Source organism: Alcaligenes sp. GW821-FHT11D07, assembly GCF_058808495.1.
The window spans coordinates 1,717,224-1,735,402 of the sequence record NZ_JBXART010000001.1; the positions used below are offsets into that span (position 1 = coordinate 1,717,224).

The 18,179-nt window shown below is 54.5% G+C and carries 18 protein-coding genes and 1 tRNA gene; 3 read left to right on the top strand and 16 right to left on the bottom strand.

What is annotated here, in order from left to right; translation table 11 throughout:
* Positions 1–56 precede the first annotated feature (56 nt).
* From AC1RSM_RS07945 to AC1RSM_RS07980, 8 genes are all read right to left on the bottom strand, one after another.
* Positions 57–569 (bottom strand): RNA polymerase sigma factor, encoded by a 513-nt coding sequence (locus tag AC1RSM_RS07945; RefSeq protein WP_492931158.1) that lies wholly within the window; start codon positions 567–569, stop codon positions 57–59.
* Positions 570–720: 151 nt separating this feature from the next.
* Positions 721–1,794 (bottom strand): cytochrome-c peroxidase, encoded by a 1,074-nt coding sequence (locus AC1RSM_RS07950; protein ID WP_492931160.1) that lies wholly within the window; start codon positions 1,792–1,794, stop codon positions 721–723.
* Between the two features lie 131 nt (positions 1,795–1,925).
* Entirely contained in the window at positions 1,926–4,541 is a 2,616-nt protein-coding gene (locus AC1RSM_RS07955) for a TonB-dependent receptor plug domain-containing protein (RefSeq protein ID WP_492931162.1), read from the bottom strand.
* Positions 4,542–4,744: 203 nt separating this feature from the next.
* Positions 4,745–5,692 carry a FecR family protein gene (locus AC1RSM_RS07960; RefSeq protein WP_492931164.1) on the bottom strand — a complete coding sequence of 316 codons (948 nt, stop codon included), beginning with the start codon at positions 5,690–5,692 and terminating at the stop codon, positions 4,745–4,747.
* Positions 5,689–6,183 carry an RNA polymerase sigma factor gene (locus tag AC1RSM_RS07965; RefSeq protein WP_492931166.1) on the bottom strand — a complete coding sequence of 165 codons (495 nt, stop codon included), beginning with the start codon at positions 6,181–6,183 and terminating at the stop codon, positions 5,689–5,691. The genes AC1RSM_RS07960 and AC1RSM_RS07965 overlap by 4 nt, the downstream gene beginning before the upstream one ends.
* A gap of 170 nt (positions 6,184–6,353) precedes the next feature.
* The gene (locus AC1RSM_RS07970; RefSeq protein ID WP_492931168.1) at positions 6,354–6,893 is read right to left on the bottom strand and encodes a hypothetical protein; all 540 of its coding nucleotides are present in this window, start codon (positions 6,891–6,893) and stop codon (positions 6,354–6,356) included.
* Between the two features lie 330 nt (positions 6,894–7,223).
* Entirely contained in the window at positions 7,224–7,568 is a 345-nt protein-coding gene (locus AC1RSM_RS07975; protein WP_492931170.1) for a zinc ribbon domain-containing protein YjdM, read from the bottom strand.
* A 124-nt stretch (positions 7,569–7,692) separates the two neighbouring features.
* Entirely contained in the window at positions 7,693–7,863 is a 171-nt protein-coding gene (locus AC1RSM_RS07980; RefSeq protein ID WP_492931172.1) for a hypothetical protein, read from the bottom strand.
* Between AC1RSM_RS07980 and AC1RSM_RS07985 the strand changes: the two genes are divergently transcribed.
* Entirely contained in the window at positions 7,858–8,067 is a 210-nt protein-coding gene (locus AC1RSM_RS07985) for an IclR family transcriptional regulator domain-containing protein (protein WP_492931494.1), read from the top strand. The two genes, AC1RSM_RS07980 and AC1RSM_RS07985, sit on opposite strands and share 6 nt — an antisense overlap.
* A gap of 71 nt (positions 8,068–8,138) precedes the next feature.
* Here AC1RSM_RS07985 and AC1RSM_RS07990 read toward each other — a convergent pair whose 3' ends face one another.
* Together AC1RSM_RS07990 and AC1RSM_RS07995 are read right to left on the bottom strand one after the other, a co-directional pair.
* Entirely contained in the window at positions 8,139–9,347 is a 1,209-nt protein-coding gene (locus AC1RSM_RS07990; RefSeq protein WP_492931174.1) for a GGDEF domain-containing protein, read from the bottom strand.
* A gap of 287 nt (positions 9,348–9,634) precedes the next feature.
* Positions 9,635–10,507 carry a LysR substrate-binding domain-containing protein gene (locus AC1RSM_RS07995; protein WP_492931176.1) on the bottom strand — a complete coding sequence of 291 codons (873 nt, stop codon included), beginning with the start codon at positions 10,505–10,507 and terminating at the stop codon, positions 9,635–9,637.
* Positions 10,508–10,611: 104 nt separating this feature from the next.
* Between AC1RSM_RS07995 and AC1RSM_RS08000 the strand changes: the two genes are divergently transcribed.
* A complete protein-coding gene (locus AC1RSM_RS08000; RefSeq protein WP_492931178.1) occupies positions 10,612–11,316 on the top strand; it encodes an SDR family oxidoreductase in 705 nt (234 codons plus the stop codon).
* A 275-nt stretch (positions 11,317–11,591) separates the two neighbouring features.
* On the opposite strand, the gene tauC is transcribed toward AC1RSM_RS08000, so the two are convergent.
* The 6 genes from tauC to AC1RSM_RS08030 all read right to left on the bottom strand — a co-directional run bounded on the left by tauC (position 11,592) and on the right by AC1RSM_RS08030 (position 15,999).
* Positions 11,592–12,482, bottom strand: coding sequence for a taurine ABC transporter permease TauC (gene tauC / locus AC1RSM_RS08005; protein WP_492931496.1), 891 nt, complete (start codon positions 12,480–12,482; stop codon positions 11,592–11,594).
* A 16-nt stretch (positions 12,483–12,498) separates the two neighbouring features.
* Positions 12,499–13,284: a taurine ABC transporter ATP-binding subunit gene (gene tauB / locus AC1RSM_RS08010; protein ID WP_492931180.1), complete on the bottom strand. Its 786-nt coding sequence runs from the start codon at positions 13,282–13,284 to the stop codon at positions 12,499–12,501.
* 5 nt (positions 13,285–13,289) lie between these two features.
* On the bottom strand, positions 13,290–14,288 hold the full coding sequence (tauA, locus tag AC1RSM_RS08015) for a taurine ABC transporter substrate-binding protein (protein WP_492931182.1): 999 nt from the start codon (positions 14,286–14,288) through the stop codon (positions 13,290–13,292).
* 241 nt (positions 14,289–14,529) lie between these two features.
* Positions 14,530–14,931 carry a hypothetical protein gene (locus tag AC1RSM_RS08020; RefSeq protein ID WP_492931184.1) on the bottom strand — a complete coding sequence of 134 codons (402 nt, stop codon included), beginning with the start codon at positions 14,929–14,931 and terminating at the stop codon, positions 14,530–14,532.
* Positions 14,932–14,947: 16 nt separating this feature from the next.
* Positions 14,948–15,592: a VUT family protein gene (locus AC1RSM_RS08025; RefSeq protein WP_492931186.1), complete on the bottom strand. Its 645-nt coding sequence runs from the start codon at positions 15,590–15,592 to the stop codon at positions 14,948–14,950.
* Positions 15,593–15,922: 330 nt separating this feature from the next.
* Positions 15,923–15,999, bottom strand: a tRNA-Met gene (locus AC1RSM_RS08030).
* Positions 16,000–16,323: 324 nt separating this feature from the next.
* Between AC1RSM_RS08030 and AC1RSM_RS08035 the strand changes: the two genes are divergently transcribed.
* A complete protein-coding gene (locus tag AC1RSM_RS08035) occupies positions 16,324–17,727 on the top strand; it encodes a GntP family permease (protein ID WP_492931188.1) in 1,404 nt (467 codons plus the stop codon).
* Positions 17,728–18,179: the final 452 nt, after the last annotated feature.

The window sequence follows — 18,179 nt, forward strand, 5'->3', positions numbered from 1 at the left end:
AGCAGACAGCGGAGATTATGGCTCTTGCCTATGTGGGGCAAGTGCTCCTTGCTCTCTTAATGTGGTGCATGGTTTTTTAAACGTTCACGCAAATGACGCATGGCCTGAATCATGTATTTCTCAACCATATTCACGGAAAGATTCAGCTTGTCTGCAATTTCCGCTTGAGTATATCCCTCCAGCCTGTGCCACAAAAAGACTTGGCGACATTTAGGCGGCAGCTCGCCCAAGGCTTCTTTCAGAGACGACAGTAACTGCACGGTACGCAAAGCACTGTCCGGGTCGCGCTCCAAAGGGTGATCATCTTCACTCAACTGATGCAGCGGCACCATCTCCAACACGCTTGCGTGACGATGGGCATCAATCAAACGATTGCGCACGCTGCGATGTAAATAGGCGCGCGGATTGGGATTAGGTAACACGCCCCAGTCGGACTCCAGAGCGCGGACCATGACATCGTGCGTGGCGTCTTCGGCCTCCGCACGGTTGCCTGAACGTCGTGCCCACACGCCAATTAGCTCGCCGTAATAGGCAAGCCAAGGTTTTTTAGGCGTGGGAGAACGGGACATGGGGCAATGAGAAAAACCAGAAGTGCATGATATTAGCAATAATTCTCATTACGATACAGAGAAGATGGGTAAATTGATTCGTTTGCTGCACGTCGGCCGCTGGTTTTAACAAGTGTGAGCCAGCCTTGCCCCGCTTCCCTTCCCTGCAAAATCAAAGTGCTTCCAAAAATGCCTGCAAAGCCTGAATGTCCTGATCACTTAAATTCAAAGGCTGTATACGCTCGGATTTGCGTGGCACCAAAGGCCCTGTCTCTTTAGCATCCGGCCCCATGCCTACGTCATACATGCGCAACAAGCCGTCCAGGCTGGGAAACAGCCCGTTATGCATCCAAGGCCCGGCACGCGCCACGTTGCGCAAGCTGGGAGTGCGAAATACACCCAAATCAGCCGGGTTTTTGGTCCATTCAAATCGACCTAAATCCTGCAAGCGACGTCCATAGAAAGACAGGCCGATATTGTGAAAACCGTGGTCCGTCAGCATGGGGCCGCTGTGGCAGTTCATGCAGCGCGCCTGGGTGCGGAACAGATGCATGCCCATCAATTCCTGATCATTCAAGGCGGCGATATCACCTGCCACAAAGTCATCGAACCGAGTCCGAGCAGGCCGGATGGTCACGATATAGGCGGCCAAGGCGCGTGACAGGGAATCCGCATTCACGGCATCACTTTTAGAGGAGGAAAAGGCTTGTTGGAAGGCAACGGAATAGTCCTCGCTAGCCTGCAGGCGGCGGATTAAATCCTCTAGCTTATGGTTCATCTCTACCGGATTTTCGATAGGGCCGATTACTTGTTCTTTTAAAGTCTTAGCCCTGCCGTCCCAAAATAGATGATCAGCAAAGGGAGCCGCCAACAGCGGGGGCGAACGGCGCTTGCCCATCAAACCGTCCTCCCCCACCGCCAAGGCTTTACCGTCAGTAAAGGACTTGTCTGGTTGATGGCAAGATGCACAGGATATTTGCCCTTTGCTGGAGAGCTGCGGATCAAAAAACAGACGCGCGCCCAAGGACACGATCTGCTTGTTCTTGGCATCCGCAGCGGCTTCGGGCTGTGCGCTGGAGCCCGGCCCCGGCACAGGCCCCCATTCCTGCCAGGCCTGACCCGGATCGATGGTGGGCTCAGGCCACTGACGGGGGACATGCTGATAAAGGGTACGCAAACACACTACGTCCAGCTTGTCCCCAGCCCGGCACTGCAAGTCCTGTCCACTGGTAGCCGATGAGGCCACAGTCTTCTCGACTGCAGGCTTAAGATCGGACGCCAAGGCCGGAACCTCAGCAAGTGCAAAAGCGCAAACCGCCCCTGATAGCACTGTTCCCAGTGCCATCCCCTGCCAATCCGTACCAGATTGCCCCCCTCTTAATACCGATAAGAAGCGCGCAGCCACAACTCTCGTCCTGTACGGTAAAGATTCTGGCTGGTTGCCGAATTGGGGGTAGAAACCACCACAGGCGCTTGCTTGTCCAGCACGTTCAGCACATCCAGGCCCAAACCTAGACCTTTAAACATGGCGGGCTCCCAGTCCAACCGCATATCCCAGGTCCAATAAGACCCGACCCGGCCAGATTCATACTTTTCCAGGCCGTCGCCCCGATTGATACCGATATAGTGCACATCCGTACGCGCACTGTTCCAGTTGATCCGGTTGTTGAGCTGCAAACCATAAGAAGCCCAAACTCCGCTCACGCCCGCACTGACACGCCACGGCTGGTTGTAATCCCCTACCGGTCGGTCTCCCTTGCGGATACGGTCGCCGTTGTAATAGATCTCCTCATTCATCTCTTCCGTCTGGCCATCGTAACCATCCGCCAGTTTGCTATTGCGCTTGCTGCGCTGATGAGTGACATCCAAGCGAGCCGTCCACAAACCTTTACCCGCCTGCCACGGCCTGGTGCTCAGCAAACTAAAACTGAAGGCATCGGTTTTGGAGTTGCCATTATTGGTGTAGGTAAGGCCGGTTTTATTTATCCCTTCGATAGAGACTTGTTGACGGCCATAACGTCGCACATAACCTAGCTCGGCGGCCACGCTGCTGGACAACTGCTGGCTCAGACGCAGGGCCCACTCGTCGTCGTAGGGTGTCTCCAAACCGTCAATGTGATAGACGGTATGCGTTGGTCTATCCACGGGCTTGCCGCCCGTAACCAGCAAGGTATTCAATTGACTCTTGCGTTCGCGCATGGCGGTTCCCAGAATGTCCATGCCGTAGTAGCGCGACCACCCGCCCGACAGGCGAGTGTCACCTGTTCCCAGCACATCCCACTCCAGTAAGGTGCGCGGCGCCAGATTGGTATTACCGAAGTAATTGTCCTTATCCATCCGCAAACCCGTGGTCATGGCCAGATTTTTCCAGGACAGGCGATCCGACAGATAAACAGCGGCATTGGTATAGCTGACGCCAATTTCCCCGGCACGGTAGTAATTCAGGGTCTGCACCTTGTCTGGCTGGCCATTGCTGAAGTGCCGCGTCTGCCCCCCATACACATCCTGATGACGCACAAACTCAGCCTTGGTGTGGGCAAGTTCAAAACCCATATACGGGCTATGTTCGATAGCCCCGGTCTGGAAGGGCTTGAGCTCCAGTCTGGACTTCAAGGTCAGGTTGCGCTGCTGCGTAGACTCCTGCCCAAAGCCGCCCATCATGTAGTTGTAGTCCAGCCTGCCATTGGGTTGGTAAACCATGTGAACCATATAGCTGCTGTCATCTGAATTGCGGTAGCTATTCATTTGGTCGAAACCCAGCTGCAACCGGCCCTGCCCCCAGCCAAAATCATGATTCAGGTCCAGCCCCAAGCCGTAGGCTTTTTGCTGATGCTGCCACCCTATCTGGTTCGCCAGGGCGCTGATATCCACCAGATCCTCCCGACGATCCGCATACTTGAACGTCAAGGCAGAATCCGTGCTGGCCCCCCAACGGGTATGGACTTTGGCAAAGACGTTATCGACCCGATCCTGGGATCGATTGTGCACATTCGCAAACTCTTTGTTGTGAAGTACAGGCATGGAACGATCAATCATCGACTCACGCCGCGAAAGACTGATCAGGGCCGCCGTATCATCGCTGACGCCCACATCGACCATGGCGGAAGAAAACCGCTTGGTCCAGGATGGTGAAAAACCGGGCCCGCCTGCCTCGAACTTTTCCTTTTGCTCCGGAGCAATTTTTTGCGAAGTCAGGCCGGAGGAGTTATAGCTGAAGTCCGCCCGGAAACTATTGTCGCCTTTGGGATCGCGAACTTTGGCATCCACCACGCCCCCGGTGAATCGACCGTATTCCACAGGAATGCTGCTATCCAGAACCGTCACGCTTTCCAGCATATTGGTGTCCAGGTTGTAGGCCTGGGCATAGCCGGGCACATTGCCCGCTTGCAGGTTCAAATTCCGGCTGGCTGGATCTATCTGGTTGGTAGCGCTGATGCCATCAATCTGAAACTGATTTTGGAACGGACTGGCCCCGTAAAAGCTGATGTCATCCAAGGCCAGCGATCCCCGGTTAGCACTGCTTTGAGCACTATTATCCTGGCGCACCGCTGGATTGTCGGCCAGCAGGCTGGACAAGTCCCGGTTGCCAGCAGGTCGCTGATCCATGTCCTGGCGGGAGTAGTTCCTTTCCCCAACACGCTGGCCTTGGACACGCACCGGCTCCAGCACGGATAAACCTTTAGCAGCAGGAGCGGCGACAATCGTGTAGCGCTGATTACCCTGCGCACGAGCCACCAAACCCCACGGAGCCAGCAGCGTTTCCAGTGCCTGCTCCACCGTCACTGGCCCCTGTACGGCAAGCGCCCTTTTCTCCCTGAGCTGCGCAGGGGAAAAGGCAATTTCCACCTGAGCCTGACGCCCAAGCTGCAGCAGTGCATCGGCTAAAGGTTGAGCAGCAATATCCAGCACTAGCGGCCCGGCGGCCTGAACCTGCGTGGGCTGCAACACTAACAAAAAACTGGCCATCAACAAGGCTAACTGCCGCTGTTTCAAGCGCGTGCCTTGTTTTAGGAAATGTAGCTCGGTCTTAAGACCGGAACGGCTATGCCTGCGCGGGGCAAGAAAAGACGGCTTGTACAGCAAGGCGCACTTCATGATTGAGCATCCTATTTAAATAACTACCTGCAGGACGCTCTGACACCCGCCGTACCTCACCCCTATTTTTCATCGTATTTTTTAATTGATAATAGTTATCATTAGTAAATAACTATAAGCCCAGGAAGTTCCACAATTTTCAGGCCATATCCGCTGGTCAATAACTCCAGGGCAGCAACAGGCCAGGCCGCTTGGACCAGGCCAGACACGCGGATGGAGCCAGCCCGTTCGCTACCTATCCATATGGCTCTATGGGTGTAGTCGCCCAGTTGCTGGGCTGCCTGACGCACACTGACATCATCAAAGCTCAATAAGCCGCTGGTCCATGCGGGCGCAGATTCCACCCTCAGCGCGTCGCTGGGCTTGGCCACATGGACATCCATCTGTCCGCCTGAAATTTGTGCACTATCGCCCGGCTGCAAAACAGCCTGCTGTTGCGTCATGCAAGAAAGACATTGCACCTGAACCGCATGCTCATAAACGGAGACACCGCCCACCTCATTGATGAAGCTGACCTCGTAGCGTGTTCCCAAAGCCCTTGCTTGAGCCTGTCCGGCCTGTACCGTGAATGCACTCATCCCGCTGCCGGCTGGCACCACCTGGAAGAAGGCCCGCCCCCCTTCTACCTTGACCTGCCGTTGGCCTTCATCAAAATTTAGCCGAAGGCGCGTTTGCGCATCCAGAATGGCCAGGGAGCCATCAGGCAAAGTGAGCTGCGTCACTGCAATGCCGCTGGTGACGGTGTTCTGCCCATCAAAGATAGTCCAGGCATAGAGAGAGGCCCCTGCCAGCACACAGGCGCTGGCCAGGGCCTTGGCCCGGCTTCGTGGTTTTTTCCTGTGGGCTATGGGCAGGCGGGAGACTTGGTCCAGACGCCGCCAGCTTGCTGCCAGGGCCTCGTAGGTCTGCGCATGTACTGGATCAGCCGCGTACCAGGCATCAAACTGCGCCGCCGCCTCCGGCTCCAGGGTGTCGCCTTCTTTGCGCACCACCCAACGTGCGGCCTCTTCGTCCACTCGGTTCCAAGCCGGATTTTGCAACGCACTCATGGTGTCGAATTGAAAACGTGATGCGCCACCAGCAAAATGCGCATCATGTGTTTTTGGACGGTACTTTCAGTGACGGACAAGACTTGGGCGATCTGGGCATAGCTCATATCGTCACAGCGACTCATCATGAAAATACGCACACTGCGCTGGGGTTGGGCCAACAAAGCCTGCTCCAAGCGTTGCAGGGTTTCTCTGGCCAGCACTTCTTCGTACGCATCTGCCGCTTGATGACCCGCCACGCTCAAGGCGTAGCCGTCAAAGGCCGTTTGTTCGCGCTGCTGGCGTCGATACCAGTCCGTCGCAATATTGGCGGCGACTCTGAAAACATATGCTTTATGGTTTTCAACCGTGACTCGCTTGCCCTTTTCCAGCAGGCGTAGCCAGGTATCGTGCGCGCAGTCCTGCGCCAGTTCAGAACAATGGGTACGCCCGCGCAGAAAGCGGATCAAATCCGGGTAACAAGACAGGAACGCCGCCGTCAGCTTGGACATATAAAGACAATCAGGTTTATCTAATTAATAATCATTCTCATTATTATATACACCGATCGTCCTAGGTCGGCTACTGAAAATCATCAAGCAGGAAATCGAATACAAGCTAATCAGCGGAGAGTAGAAAGCTTAGCCGGACGCAAGCCCTTGCGTCTTTGGCTACGCAGCAATTACTGGCTGATCGCCCCCAGCGGCAATGTTGGAATCACGAACGGCGCCCACATGATGGACTCAAGCAGATTGTGTGGCGCGCTCAAACTGCCTTTCAAATAAGCCACCTCAAGCTGAATCGGGGATGGAAATTTAATGGCGGTCCCTGTGGCAGGCTGCGCTTCAAGCACCCGCCCTTTAGCCATCCTGGCCTGCTTGATATAGAGCGTATCGCTCCGCGTCAGGGCCTGGGCCAAAGCCGGAATCCGACGCACAAAACTGGCGCTGTCCGGTCTGAAAATCTGGAATTGATGCGTATCGATCAAAGCAGCTTTGTCCGCCTCGCTCAGACTGTGCGCCCCTATGTAGATATAGAAAGTCGCCTGTACTTCCTTGCTGGGAAACACCCGAACGGCACTGGATAAATGGGAGATCTGCGCGCCCAAAGGAGATTGCCAGAACGAGACAAATGGTTCGGCCTGCACTTTGGGAAAAGCGTAGGACTGCTGATCTGCCGTCAACAGGTAGACCTCGCTTTGATCCACGACGATCCCCGTCATGCTTGTCTTGTCCGTCTTTTCTGGCGAGTACGTCGTGGAACAGCCCGCAATTAGGCCAAGCAGAAAAACCAGCCCATATTTCAGCCAAGGAGTCATACCAGCACGCGTCATTCTTGCCTTGTTCCCTAAAGATGCCCAGAAGCAATCTGATGGCGATTAATCCAAAAACCGCCCCAGCGGCTTGCCATGCAGATGCCAACAATGCGACTGAGTGTACACGGCCCTACTGCCGCTCCTGCCCATCCAAAGAAGTACAGAACCGAACACTTCACAGGCAACAAAAAAGCGCAGTGCGAAGACACTGCGCTCAAGCCAGCAAAGACGTAGAACTTACGCCTTTTTCAAATACATGGCTTTTAGCAAGTAGCTGATGCCATCAATTTTGCAATCGACTTCGTGGTCCCCACGCACCAGGCGTATGCCTTTGGCTTTCGCACCCTTTTTCAAGGTTGTGGAGCCTTTGACCTTCAGGTCGCGGATCAAGATCACGTCATCGCCTGCGCTGAGCAGATTACCGTTGCTGTCTTTGACGATCAGCTCATCGCTATCGTCTTGCGTGTCTGCGGCACTTTCTGTGTCTTGCCATTCATAGCCACAATCGGCACAAACCCATTGTTCACTGTCGTGGTAGGTGTTTTCCAAGGTGCACTGAGGACAGGGAAGTAATGCGCTCATGTTGGTTCCTGTAAAAAAGCTGGGTGCTGCTGCACCAGAAGTGCGGCCAGTGTAGCCCTTTGTTTCAGGAAGGCCAAAAACAGGCCGGCGCGGCGGATATGCAAGGCCGGCCTGTTAGGTGAAACTACATGCTAGGCATCAAGAGCTGTGGCAACCAGGTCGACAGTGCCGGTATATAAGTCACCATCACCAACAGAACCAGCAAAATTAAAAAGAACGGGGTGGTGCCGCGTATCACCTGCGACAAAGGCACTTTGCCTATGTCTGATACGACAAACAAACGAGACAGATTCATTTTTTTAACCGCAGCGGCGAGCAGCATTTACATCTAGCGGAACTAGCGGCCTTGGCCGTGCCGGTATTCAGTGGCGATGGAAAACTATTGGGGGCGCTGGGGCTATCGGGAACCAGGACACGGTTCCAGGAGAATGACTACAGGAAGGAACTCTGTGCGCACTTAAGTGCTGCGCTGGAGCGTATCAATAGCGCTGTTCCTTAAGTTCAAAGCAGGCCCCGTCTGGTCGATGCAACCTGCTCTCTGGCCAAAGTTCTCCCCCTTTCTGCGAGCTGTTATCCCATCAAAGTAGATTCAGGCACAGGAGCCAGATCCCAGCTACCCACACCGGGGGGCCCTTCCACGCGATCCCGCCCCGCCGCCTTACCCTTGTAAAGCGCCACATCAGCTTGTCGCAACGCGTCTTCAAAGCCCTGCCCACTATGAAAAGCAGGTGAAATTCCGATCGTAATAGTGCAATGCAACGGCTGCTCAAGGCCTGACAGCATGATCACCTCATTTTTCAGCCTGGTGCGCAAACGCTCTGCCAAACGCCAAACACCAGCTTCATCGGTCTCCAGACAAATAGCCACAAACTCCTCGCCCCCGATACGCCCGGTCAAATCCCCACGACGCACCGTAGAAGACAACAGATCTGCAACATGGCAAATCACCCCATCCCCTGCCTGATGTCCATAGCTGTCATTAATTTTCTTGAAATGATCAATGTCGATCAGCAGCAAATAAGCGGGTAGCGCACTACGCATATTAAAGTACACGTGCAGCGCCTCCATCAAACCCCGGCGATTGAACAGATTGGTCATAGGATCACGCGCGGCCCGATTACGCAGATCATCCGTCAGGCGTCGCAGTACCAACCAGACAATAGACGGCGGCACTATCGTTGCCAGCGTAGACATATAGATGTAGAAAACCAGTTGGAAGCGGCTATCCATTTGCAGCGCATCCAAACCGCCATCCAAGATCTTCAGGAACTTAAGGGCATTAAGAATGCAGATCCCGCCAATCAGCAAGGCGAAGAAAATCATCTCTCCATGCAAGTCTTTGGCAAACGTGCGTACCCCGTAAATAACCGTGATCGTCATCACCAAAAAAAGCAAAGAGGCCATGGCCGCCAACATGGCATAACGCCCCGTGGGCCCCAGCCCCCAATGTGCCAGCCATTGCATCAAGCTATAGGCTACGAAAAACAGAATCAAGGGGCGCCACAACTGAACCGGTCGCGCAAAAAAACGCATGGCACCCAACAAATACGCCATGGGGGAGGCCAGAGTCAGGTTGTGATTGATGACACTAAGCAGACTCCAGGCTGGGCCTCCCTCAAGCAGTTGCAGGATATAGGCCAAAGCCAGCAGAAGATTGCCTGCTGCGAAGAAGTCCATCCCCATGCGGTTGCCAGGCAAGCGTCGGCTGATCAACAAGAACATGACTGAAAAGCACAAAAGATGTGCGCACAGCATGCCGACTAGAACGGAAGCAACCATAGAAAGACATTGAAAAAGAAAACAGAATTCCTGCGCCTGGCGAGCGTCATGAAGCCAGTGATGCATCAATAGGGGAAGATAATCAGCTCGCGGGCAAGACGCCAAGCAAGGAAAACCCACTGAACGCAACATGCGCTACAGTGAGCTGCCCTTTGCTGACAACCTGTCTCTGCAGCTGTCTGTGACACCTTGCCCTTGGCCAGACTTGCTAATTGTAAGTGTTTTTTACTAGGCCACGAAACATCTCATTAGCCCTTTGCCTTCAATTGGTTCGAGCCGCCAGATTTTTAAGGCAACAACAGTCGATGCAAGCACCAATCCCAAACAGCCTCAACAGACTTTCTGACTGGGGCTGAACGCTTACGCAGCAGATAAAAATCCGCTCCTAAGGCTCCCACTTCGGCCACTTGGACTAAACGCTCCGCTGCCAGATCCGTCGCGACAAATGCTTTGCACGCCAAAGCCACACCTTGACCAGCCATTGCGGCATCCAGTGCCAGCGTTGTCTGATTGAACACGGCACCCGGCAACTGCTGGGCTGTTTTTAAAACCGTAGGCCAATACCCATGGGCATCGTGCAATAAGGGCAAAGAGCGCAGCTGCTCCAGAGACAGCGGAGGCGCCAAGCCTGCTACTAATCGGGGGCTGGCCACTGCTACTAAATCCTGACGAAACAGCAACCGTGCCTCCAGGTCCGCCGCAAACGGCGGGCGAGTCAGGCGTACAGCAATATCCACCTGATCTCGCTCGAAATCCGACAAAGCCTCTGTCGCCACCGTGCGTAGTTCCACGCCCGGTAACATCACCTGCAAATCCCCTAGACGCGGGATCAGCAACTTGGCCGCGACAGTTGGAGTCACACTGATCGTCACCATATCGGGGCGTGCCAAGAGGCGGCTTGTTGAATCCGCCAAGGTATCAAACGCACGGGTGACATCGGCAAGGTAGGCGGCACCCGGCAAAGTCAGCATCAAGCCCCGTGGATGACGCTGAAACAGCACGACGCCCAAATGCTCTTCCAGTGCCCGTACCTGCTGCGCAACAGCGCCTTGTGTTACGCCCAGCTCATCTGCTGCCGCACGAAAACTCAATCGTCGGCCCGAAACTTCAAAGGCGCGTAAGGCATTTAGGGGAGGCAAGCTGCGGCGGGATGGGGACATGGCTCAGACAGTAATTTTTCTACATTCTACTGCTCTTATTTATCGCATGCATTTTACGTTTATGGCTGAAATAATAGCTTTAATCTAAATATCAGGAGTCGGTCATGGCTGTAGAAAAAGTAGCTCTGATTAGCGGGGGTGGCTCTGGCATCGGTGCCGCTGCTGCCCGCAAACTGGCCCAGGACGGCTATCACATCGCCATCCTGTCTTCTTCCGGCAAGGGGGAAGCCCTTGCCAAAGAGCTAGGCGGCGTCGGGGTGACTGGCTCCAATCAATCCAACGAAGACCTTCAGAAGTTACTTGATCTGGCCATGCAGCGCTGGGGACGCATTGATGCTTTGGTCAGCTCCGCCGGCCATGGTCCACGTGGCCCTATCCTGGACATTAGCGATCAGGACTGGCACACCGGCATGGATGTCTATTTTCTGAATGCCGTGCGCCCCGCACGTTTGGTCGCACCGATCATGGCCGCGCAAGGGGGCGGTGCCATCGTCAACATTTCTAGCGCCTGGGCTTTCGAGCCGGCCGAGATATTCCCGACCTCCGCTGTATTCCGCGCAGGGCTGGCAAGCTTTACCAAGATTTTTGCAGATAGCTATGCAGGCAAGAATGTACGCATGAACAATGTGCTACCTGGCTGGATTGATAGCTTGCCCGCCACAGAGGAGCGGCGCGACAGCGTGCCAATGGGCCGGTATGGCAAAGCAGAGGAAATTGCAGCGACGATTGCTTTTCTACTGTCGGACGGGGCTGGCTATATCACGGGCCAGAACATCAAAGTAGATGGCGGCCTGACTCGGTCGGTGTGAGTTTTGGACGGGGTTTTGGAGCAGGAAAGTTCATGCTGCATGACTGCCCATCCAAAACTCCGCACTCAAGACGTCTACTCAATACCTGAGTGGGGCAACAAGCGTGTCTTCGCACAGCCGTCAGTTCAACTTAACGCCAAGGTTCGAGGTCGATATCAGGCCAAGCCAGAGCGGTTCAGACAAGTCCAGGTTCAGTATGCTGCGCTGTAGCCCGCCCTACCTTAGCCGCCCCGATCAGATCATGACTATCGAAACCAAAGAAAGGAGTCTCCTTTCTAGTGCATCTGCCCGTGCCAAGGCACAAGTTTGGCCTGCAATCGGCGCAAACCGATTTCTAGTACAAAGGCCACCAACGCAATAATTAAAATCCCCGCCATCACCACGTCCGTGGCCAGAAACTGCCCCGCTGACTGAACCATGAACCCCAGCCCACGCGTGGCTGCAACCAGCTCCGATGCGACCAAGGTGGACCAGCCCACGCCCAAGCCAATACGTAGGCCCGTCAGGATGTCAGGCAAGGCACTGGGGATGATCACATAGCGCAGCAACTGCCTGCGCCCTGCCCCCAGAGACTGCGCGGCGCGCAGTTTCACCGGGTCCACATTACGCACCCCGCCTGCAGTCGCAATCGTAATGGGCGCGAAGATCGCCAGGTAGATCAACAGCACCTTCGAGAACTCACCAATCCCAAACCAGATAACAATCAGCGGCAGGTAAGCCAGTGGTGGAATCGGGCGGTAGAACTCAATCAAAGGATCAAGAATGCCCTGGGCAATGCGATTACGGCCAATCGCGATACCCGTAGGAATCGCCAGCAGTACCGCGGCTACCAAAGCCAAGCCGATACGCCACAGGCTGGCAGCCAGATGCTGCTGCACGGTGGCATCCATATAACCTGCTGAAAACAGCCGTAGCATCCGGCGCAGCACCGCTTGAGGTGAAGGAAGAAACAAGGGATCTACATAGCCCCATGCGCTTACGGCCCACCACAAGAACAAGGCACCGAACAAGGTCAACAAGCTGATCAGGCCGATAGATGTTTGCCGCTGTTTTTTGGAGACTAGCCGATCAGGGCTGGCCGTATCGACTTTGTGAACAGGCAGCGCCCCCGGTAGACCGGCGACATCGCTAGCGTGCAAGGCTTGTGCAGTGGCAGAGGATTTCATCATTGATTATCCGTACTCAGGGAGTGGCGGCAACGGGATGTGCCGAGAACACGTGCTCCAGCACGCGTTCTCGTGCGGCGATAAACTCCGGCGACGATTTAAGCTGCCGGACCGGTTGACCCTCGGTATAGCGTTGACCAAAATCCAGCTTTAGCCGCTCTACTACCCGCCCAGGTGTACCGCCCAAAATGATCAGGTCCGTGGCAAGAAACACGGCCTCTTCAATGTCATGAGTGATCAGAAAAACCGGCTTGGCACTACGCTCCCAGACCGTCAGCAAGAGCGTCTGCGCCTGCTCGCGAGTGAAAGCATCCAGCGCACCGAAAGGCTCATCCAGCAATAAAACACGCGGGTCAGCCGCCAAGGCGCGGGCAATACCCACCCGCTGCTTTTGACCACCAGACAATTGCCAAATGCGCCGATCCTCAAAACCCTCCAGCCCCACTAAAGCCAATTGGTGACGAGCCACAGCCTGCTGCTGCGCCTTGGATTCACCCCGCAGCGCAAGACCAAAAGCCACGTTCTCTACTACCGTTTGCCAAGGCAACAAGGCATCGTCTTGAAACACCACACCGCGATCAGCTCCAGGGCCGCACACAGGCAAACCATCCAGCGTGATGCTGCCAGAGCTGGGCTGCGTAAAGCCCGCAATCAGGTTCAACAACGTGGTTTTGCCACTGCCCGACGGGCCAAGCACAACCACCAGTTGCCCTGGTCCCAACTGCAAGGACACATCGTGCAGCACCACATGATCCGCTCCGGGATAACGTGCGCTGACGTGGTTCAGTACTAGCTGCGCCATCTGGATCACTTCGTCTGCGAAGCAGCAGCCTGGACATACTTGGCGCTGGTGTAATCGGCATAGCTAGGCAATACCTCGTCAATGCGGCCCTGCTCTCGCAGGAAGGCGGACGTGTCAGCCAAGGCCGTGACAGTCGCTTGCCCCAGCGTCTTGACCTGATCGGGAGCCGACAGGAAACCACTCCCTGCCAACACATTGGGGATCTCTTCCGGGGTGGCGCCCGTCAAACGCGTCAGCTTGGCGATATTGTCTGCGTTGCCGACCCAGGCTTCAGGGTCACGCGTGTAGCTGTCGTAGGCGGCCAATGTGATGCGGGCAAAAGCGGAGACCACATCAGGGTGTTTTTCAGCAAAATCCTTGCGCACCAACCACACATCAAAAGTCGGCGCGCCCAGCTTGGCCAGCTCGCCCGAACTGATCAGCACCTTGCCGCTTTCCTTGGCTTTGCTCAAGGCGGGGTCCCAAGTATAGGCGCCATCAATATCCCCACGCGTCCAGGCCGCCACAATATTGGCTGGCGTCAGATTGATGATATTGAGCTGCTTGGGGTCTATCTTCCAATGCTTGAGCGCTGCCAACAGACTGTAATGACTGGTCGATACAAAGGGCGTGGCAATCGTCTTGCCGACTAAATCCTGCGGGGTCTGAATACCTGAGCCATTGCGCACAACCAACTCTTCGCTGGTACCCAGTTCTGCAGCGATCAAGAATGTCTCGATAGGTAATTTACGACTTGCGGCAGCAGCCAAAGGACTGGAGCCCAGATAGGCAATCTGCACATCACCCGAGGCCACGGCATTGATGACTTCAGCGCCACCATCAAACTTGCGCCAATCGATTTTGGCGCCGGTTTCTTTCTCGTAGATGCCATCAGCCTGCGGCACATTCGAGGGAGTAGGAATGGTCTGATAAGCAACCGTCAGGCTGGTGGCCTGGGCAGTCAAAGACACGACGCTGGCCGCTAACACCAGACCCAGATGCTGCAAAGTTTTCGTCAACAACATGGAGCATTCCTTGAAGAGAGTGACGGCTTGATGGGCCGCAAGATCAAGGAATCAGAATAGACAAAAGCGCGAGCCAGACAAAAGAACCATTTGGCCTATTGTTAGTGCCTGGATTTATGAAGGGTAAAGCGAATGGGCGGCCGGGCTGCTGGATCAAATTATGGGTAGAGGCACGTTACCTTTGATTGACTGTTAACGGAGCAGGCCAGCCCGCACTGCTCGCGTCACTGATAACCGAACACTAAGCCCCTGTCCGCACGCAGGTACGTACGGTCTGCCCTAATGCGGCTAAAACAAAATACCCCTCTACTTCCACGGCATGGCCCAGCAAGCACTGGCAATCGCGTGCAATAGCCTGACTCAAGTGCTCCACATCTCGCACTAGAGGGTGAGCAATAAACGCCTGCACATAATCGCGCAAAGAAAACACCTCTAAAAATCTATCTTTGCTGTCATAGCGTATGCGCAGGTAGGAGCCGGCACCAGGATTATGAGAAGCCGGACACAGCTCGGGCAAATCAATGTAGTGTTCTTGTTGCGTAGCAAACTGCGGAAAAGGATTGCCGATTGCTTTTAATACGGCACCGGTATCGGGCGACACATAGCGCCGGGCATCGGCAGGGGCAATAGTATGGTCTTGCATGGCAGAGCTCTGGTATTTAAAGGACGGGCGTGGCCGTGCGGGGCGCAATGCCGGGGATATAAGCGATGGCGGTCGCAATGACTAACTTACCCAGCACATCGGCATAGATAATTTGGCTCATGTCATACAGGCTCAGGCTACCGGCAAAAGCCAATAGAGTGAACGCCGTGCTATCCAGGGGGATACAGATGACATTGCTACCTAGCACTCGCTTATGCCAGTGCCATTGACGCAGATGTTGAAACAGTGCCGTGCTGCTTAATTCGCTCAGCAAAATAGCGCAGAAAGACGCCATCAGAAACCGGGGGCTGATATCGGCTACCCATTTTCCGTAGGCCATATTGACCAGCAAAGCCAAGGCGATACCCAGATACACCGTATGCAAACCATAGCTGTGTAGCCGATTTCGCAGGGTGAAAACAGCAGCAAAAAAGATAGAACCTACGCTAAACAGGCCAAACCAAGGTAGACGAATAAAAGTGTCTAAAAACAGGTTCGCCAGCAGCACCGCCCCGACAAAGGCGGACAACCACAACAGGCGCAACATAACAAGACTCCGTTCCACCACCATCAGCACAATAAGCCGGGGCAGCGTAGCGTGAAAGGACACGACACAGGGCGAGGGCCCAAGCCGCAAAGTCTGATTATAGTCAGTATCCATGTCTGCAGAGACTTTAGAGGCGGCAGGGATAACAGGCCGGTACATCGATATTCAAGGGATTGATCAATCTGCCTCCCTTCTGGGGCGGACAGTACGCCAAGTACCGGCACATCGCGGCCGTCAGAGAAAAAACCTAGTTGGATTCGATGTGCACACAATGACGCCATCTTGAAGCTGCCATCAATTGATGACGTAGAGCAGATGATCGGACAGATGGAAGCAAGGCAATCCTGCTGCAATCAACAAAAAAAGCCACCCCAAGGGTGGCTTCCACTTTTTCAAGCAAACAATAAAAAACGGCCCACATTGCTGTGGGCCGTTTTCTTTATCTGGTGGCGCATCCCTGATTCGAACAGGGGACCTGCGGATTATGATTCCGTCGCTCTAACCTGCTGAGCTAATGCGCCGAAGAAGAAATTATAGCAAGGTTTCTTCTTTTGGCAAGCGTTTCTTCCGATCTTTTTTCATCTTTTTGTCGATTTCCTCCTATGAAAACGCTAAGCCCTTGTATTGCTTGGGTTTCCCCGCCAACAGGCCCTTACCTCCCATCCCTACAAATGATACTAAAAGTAAGCAATCAGTATCCCCCCCTCTATCCACTCGTCTGAACCCGCCCTTGCGCCCTATCAAGCTGCTTTGTCATCGCGTATTGCTACACTGCCTGCTTGGCGTTAGATCCGTCTTTGTTTATCGATGTCCGTGATCCGGACCTTCCCACAGGAACTTCATTTATGGCCAGTACGCTTGCTATCGTTGTCTCGCTTTTACTGCTGATGTTTTTCGCTTACAGGGGGGTGACGGTTCTGTTGCTGGCCCCCTTGATGGCTGCCCTGGCGGTGCTGCTCTCGGGTGACTCCGGGTTCTTGCTGCCCATCTACACCTCTACCTTCATGACTGCCCTTAGCGGGTATGTGCTGCAGTTCCTGCCTATCTTCTTATTGGGTGCCTTGTTTGGTCAGTTGATGGCTGACTCTGGTGCCGCTCAGGCGATTGCGCAGTGGATTACACGCAAGCTGGGGCATCGCCATGCGATCGCCACTATTGTGATGGTCTGCGGTGTGCTCACTTACGGTGGCGTGTCTTTGTTTGTGGTGGCTTTTGCGATCTACCCGATTGCTAAAGATCTGTTCCGGGCTGCGGGCATCCCTAAACGTCTGATTCCAGCCGCCATTGCGCTGGGCTCCTTCACCTTCACCATGACCGCCCTGCCTGGCACCCCCGCCATTCAGAACGCCATCCCTATTCCTTATTACGGCACTAACGTGTTTGCCGCGCCTGGGCTGGGGATTATTGGTGGTTTGATCATGGCGTTTGGTGGGCTGTGGTGGTTGCAGTCGCGTGCTCGCAAAGCAGCGGCCAAGGGTGAGACCTATGGCGATCACGGACAGGATCATTTTGATGCCAGCACCGATGACAGCACGCATGAGCAAAAGCCCATGCCTATCTTCCTGGCTATCCTGCCTTTGATCCTGGTGATTGGCGTCAACGCCTTGTTCACCTATGGCATCTTTCCCGGCACGAACTTCGATTTCATGGCGGATCGCTTCCCGCAAGTTGATCCTGCCAAGATCACCGGTCTGTGGGCTTTGATTATTGCGCTGATTACGGCCAATTTGGTGCTGATCATCAGCCGCCTGGGTCACTGGAAGAGCCTGCGGGAAAGTATCAACAAGGGCGTCTTTGGTTTTATGTTGCCTTTGTTCAATACCGCGTCCGAAGTGGGTTACGGTGCGGTGATTGCAAGCTTGGCCGGTTTTGCGATTATTCGGGACTTTGTGCTGAACGTGGCCCCTGGCAATCCGCTGATCTCTGAAGCGGTGGCCATGACCACGCTGGCCGGGATTACCGGTTCGTCGTCGGGCGGTTTGAGCATTGCTTTACAGACCTTGGGTTCGGACTATCTGGCCATGGCTCAACAAGCCGGCATCAGCCCTGAATTGCTGCACCGTGTGGCGGTGATGGCTGCCGGTGGGCTGGATACCCTGCCCCATTGCGGCGCAATCATTACCTTGCTGTCCATCTGCAAACTGAACCATCGTCAGTCTTACGGCAATATCGCCATGGTGACCATGGCAGCGCCTATCGTGGCACTGATCACCGTAATTACCTTGGGGACGATTTTTGGCAGCTTCTAGACGTGCTCTGCCTGACTGAATCGAGCCAGCCCATTGGGCTGGCTTTTTAGTCCGCACAGGGACAGTGGACACGCGCGATCCGTGGCGCCCGCACAATAAAACCACATCCCAAAACCGTTCATAACTTGATCAGTAGAAACACCAATAATAAAAAACACTATTTCAAGATCATGATTTATAAGACAAAAAATACGTCATAACAAAAACAATATAATCATTATCACGCAACCCGAAAGTGTTCTCCGTCACTATCAGAACTGCTTCATACTTATGAAGTTAGTCAACTAACTAAATAACTAAGTCCCGCTAGGCTACCTACACAAGAGAGGGCCTAGCGAGGTTCTACCTAATAACAACGATTCGGAGACACACGCATGACATTCGGCCAACAGCCCGACTCTGGGTTCTGACACGTCCCCACTACCAAGCCCTTTCAACGATGCAGTACAGCT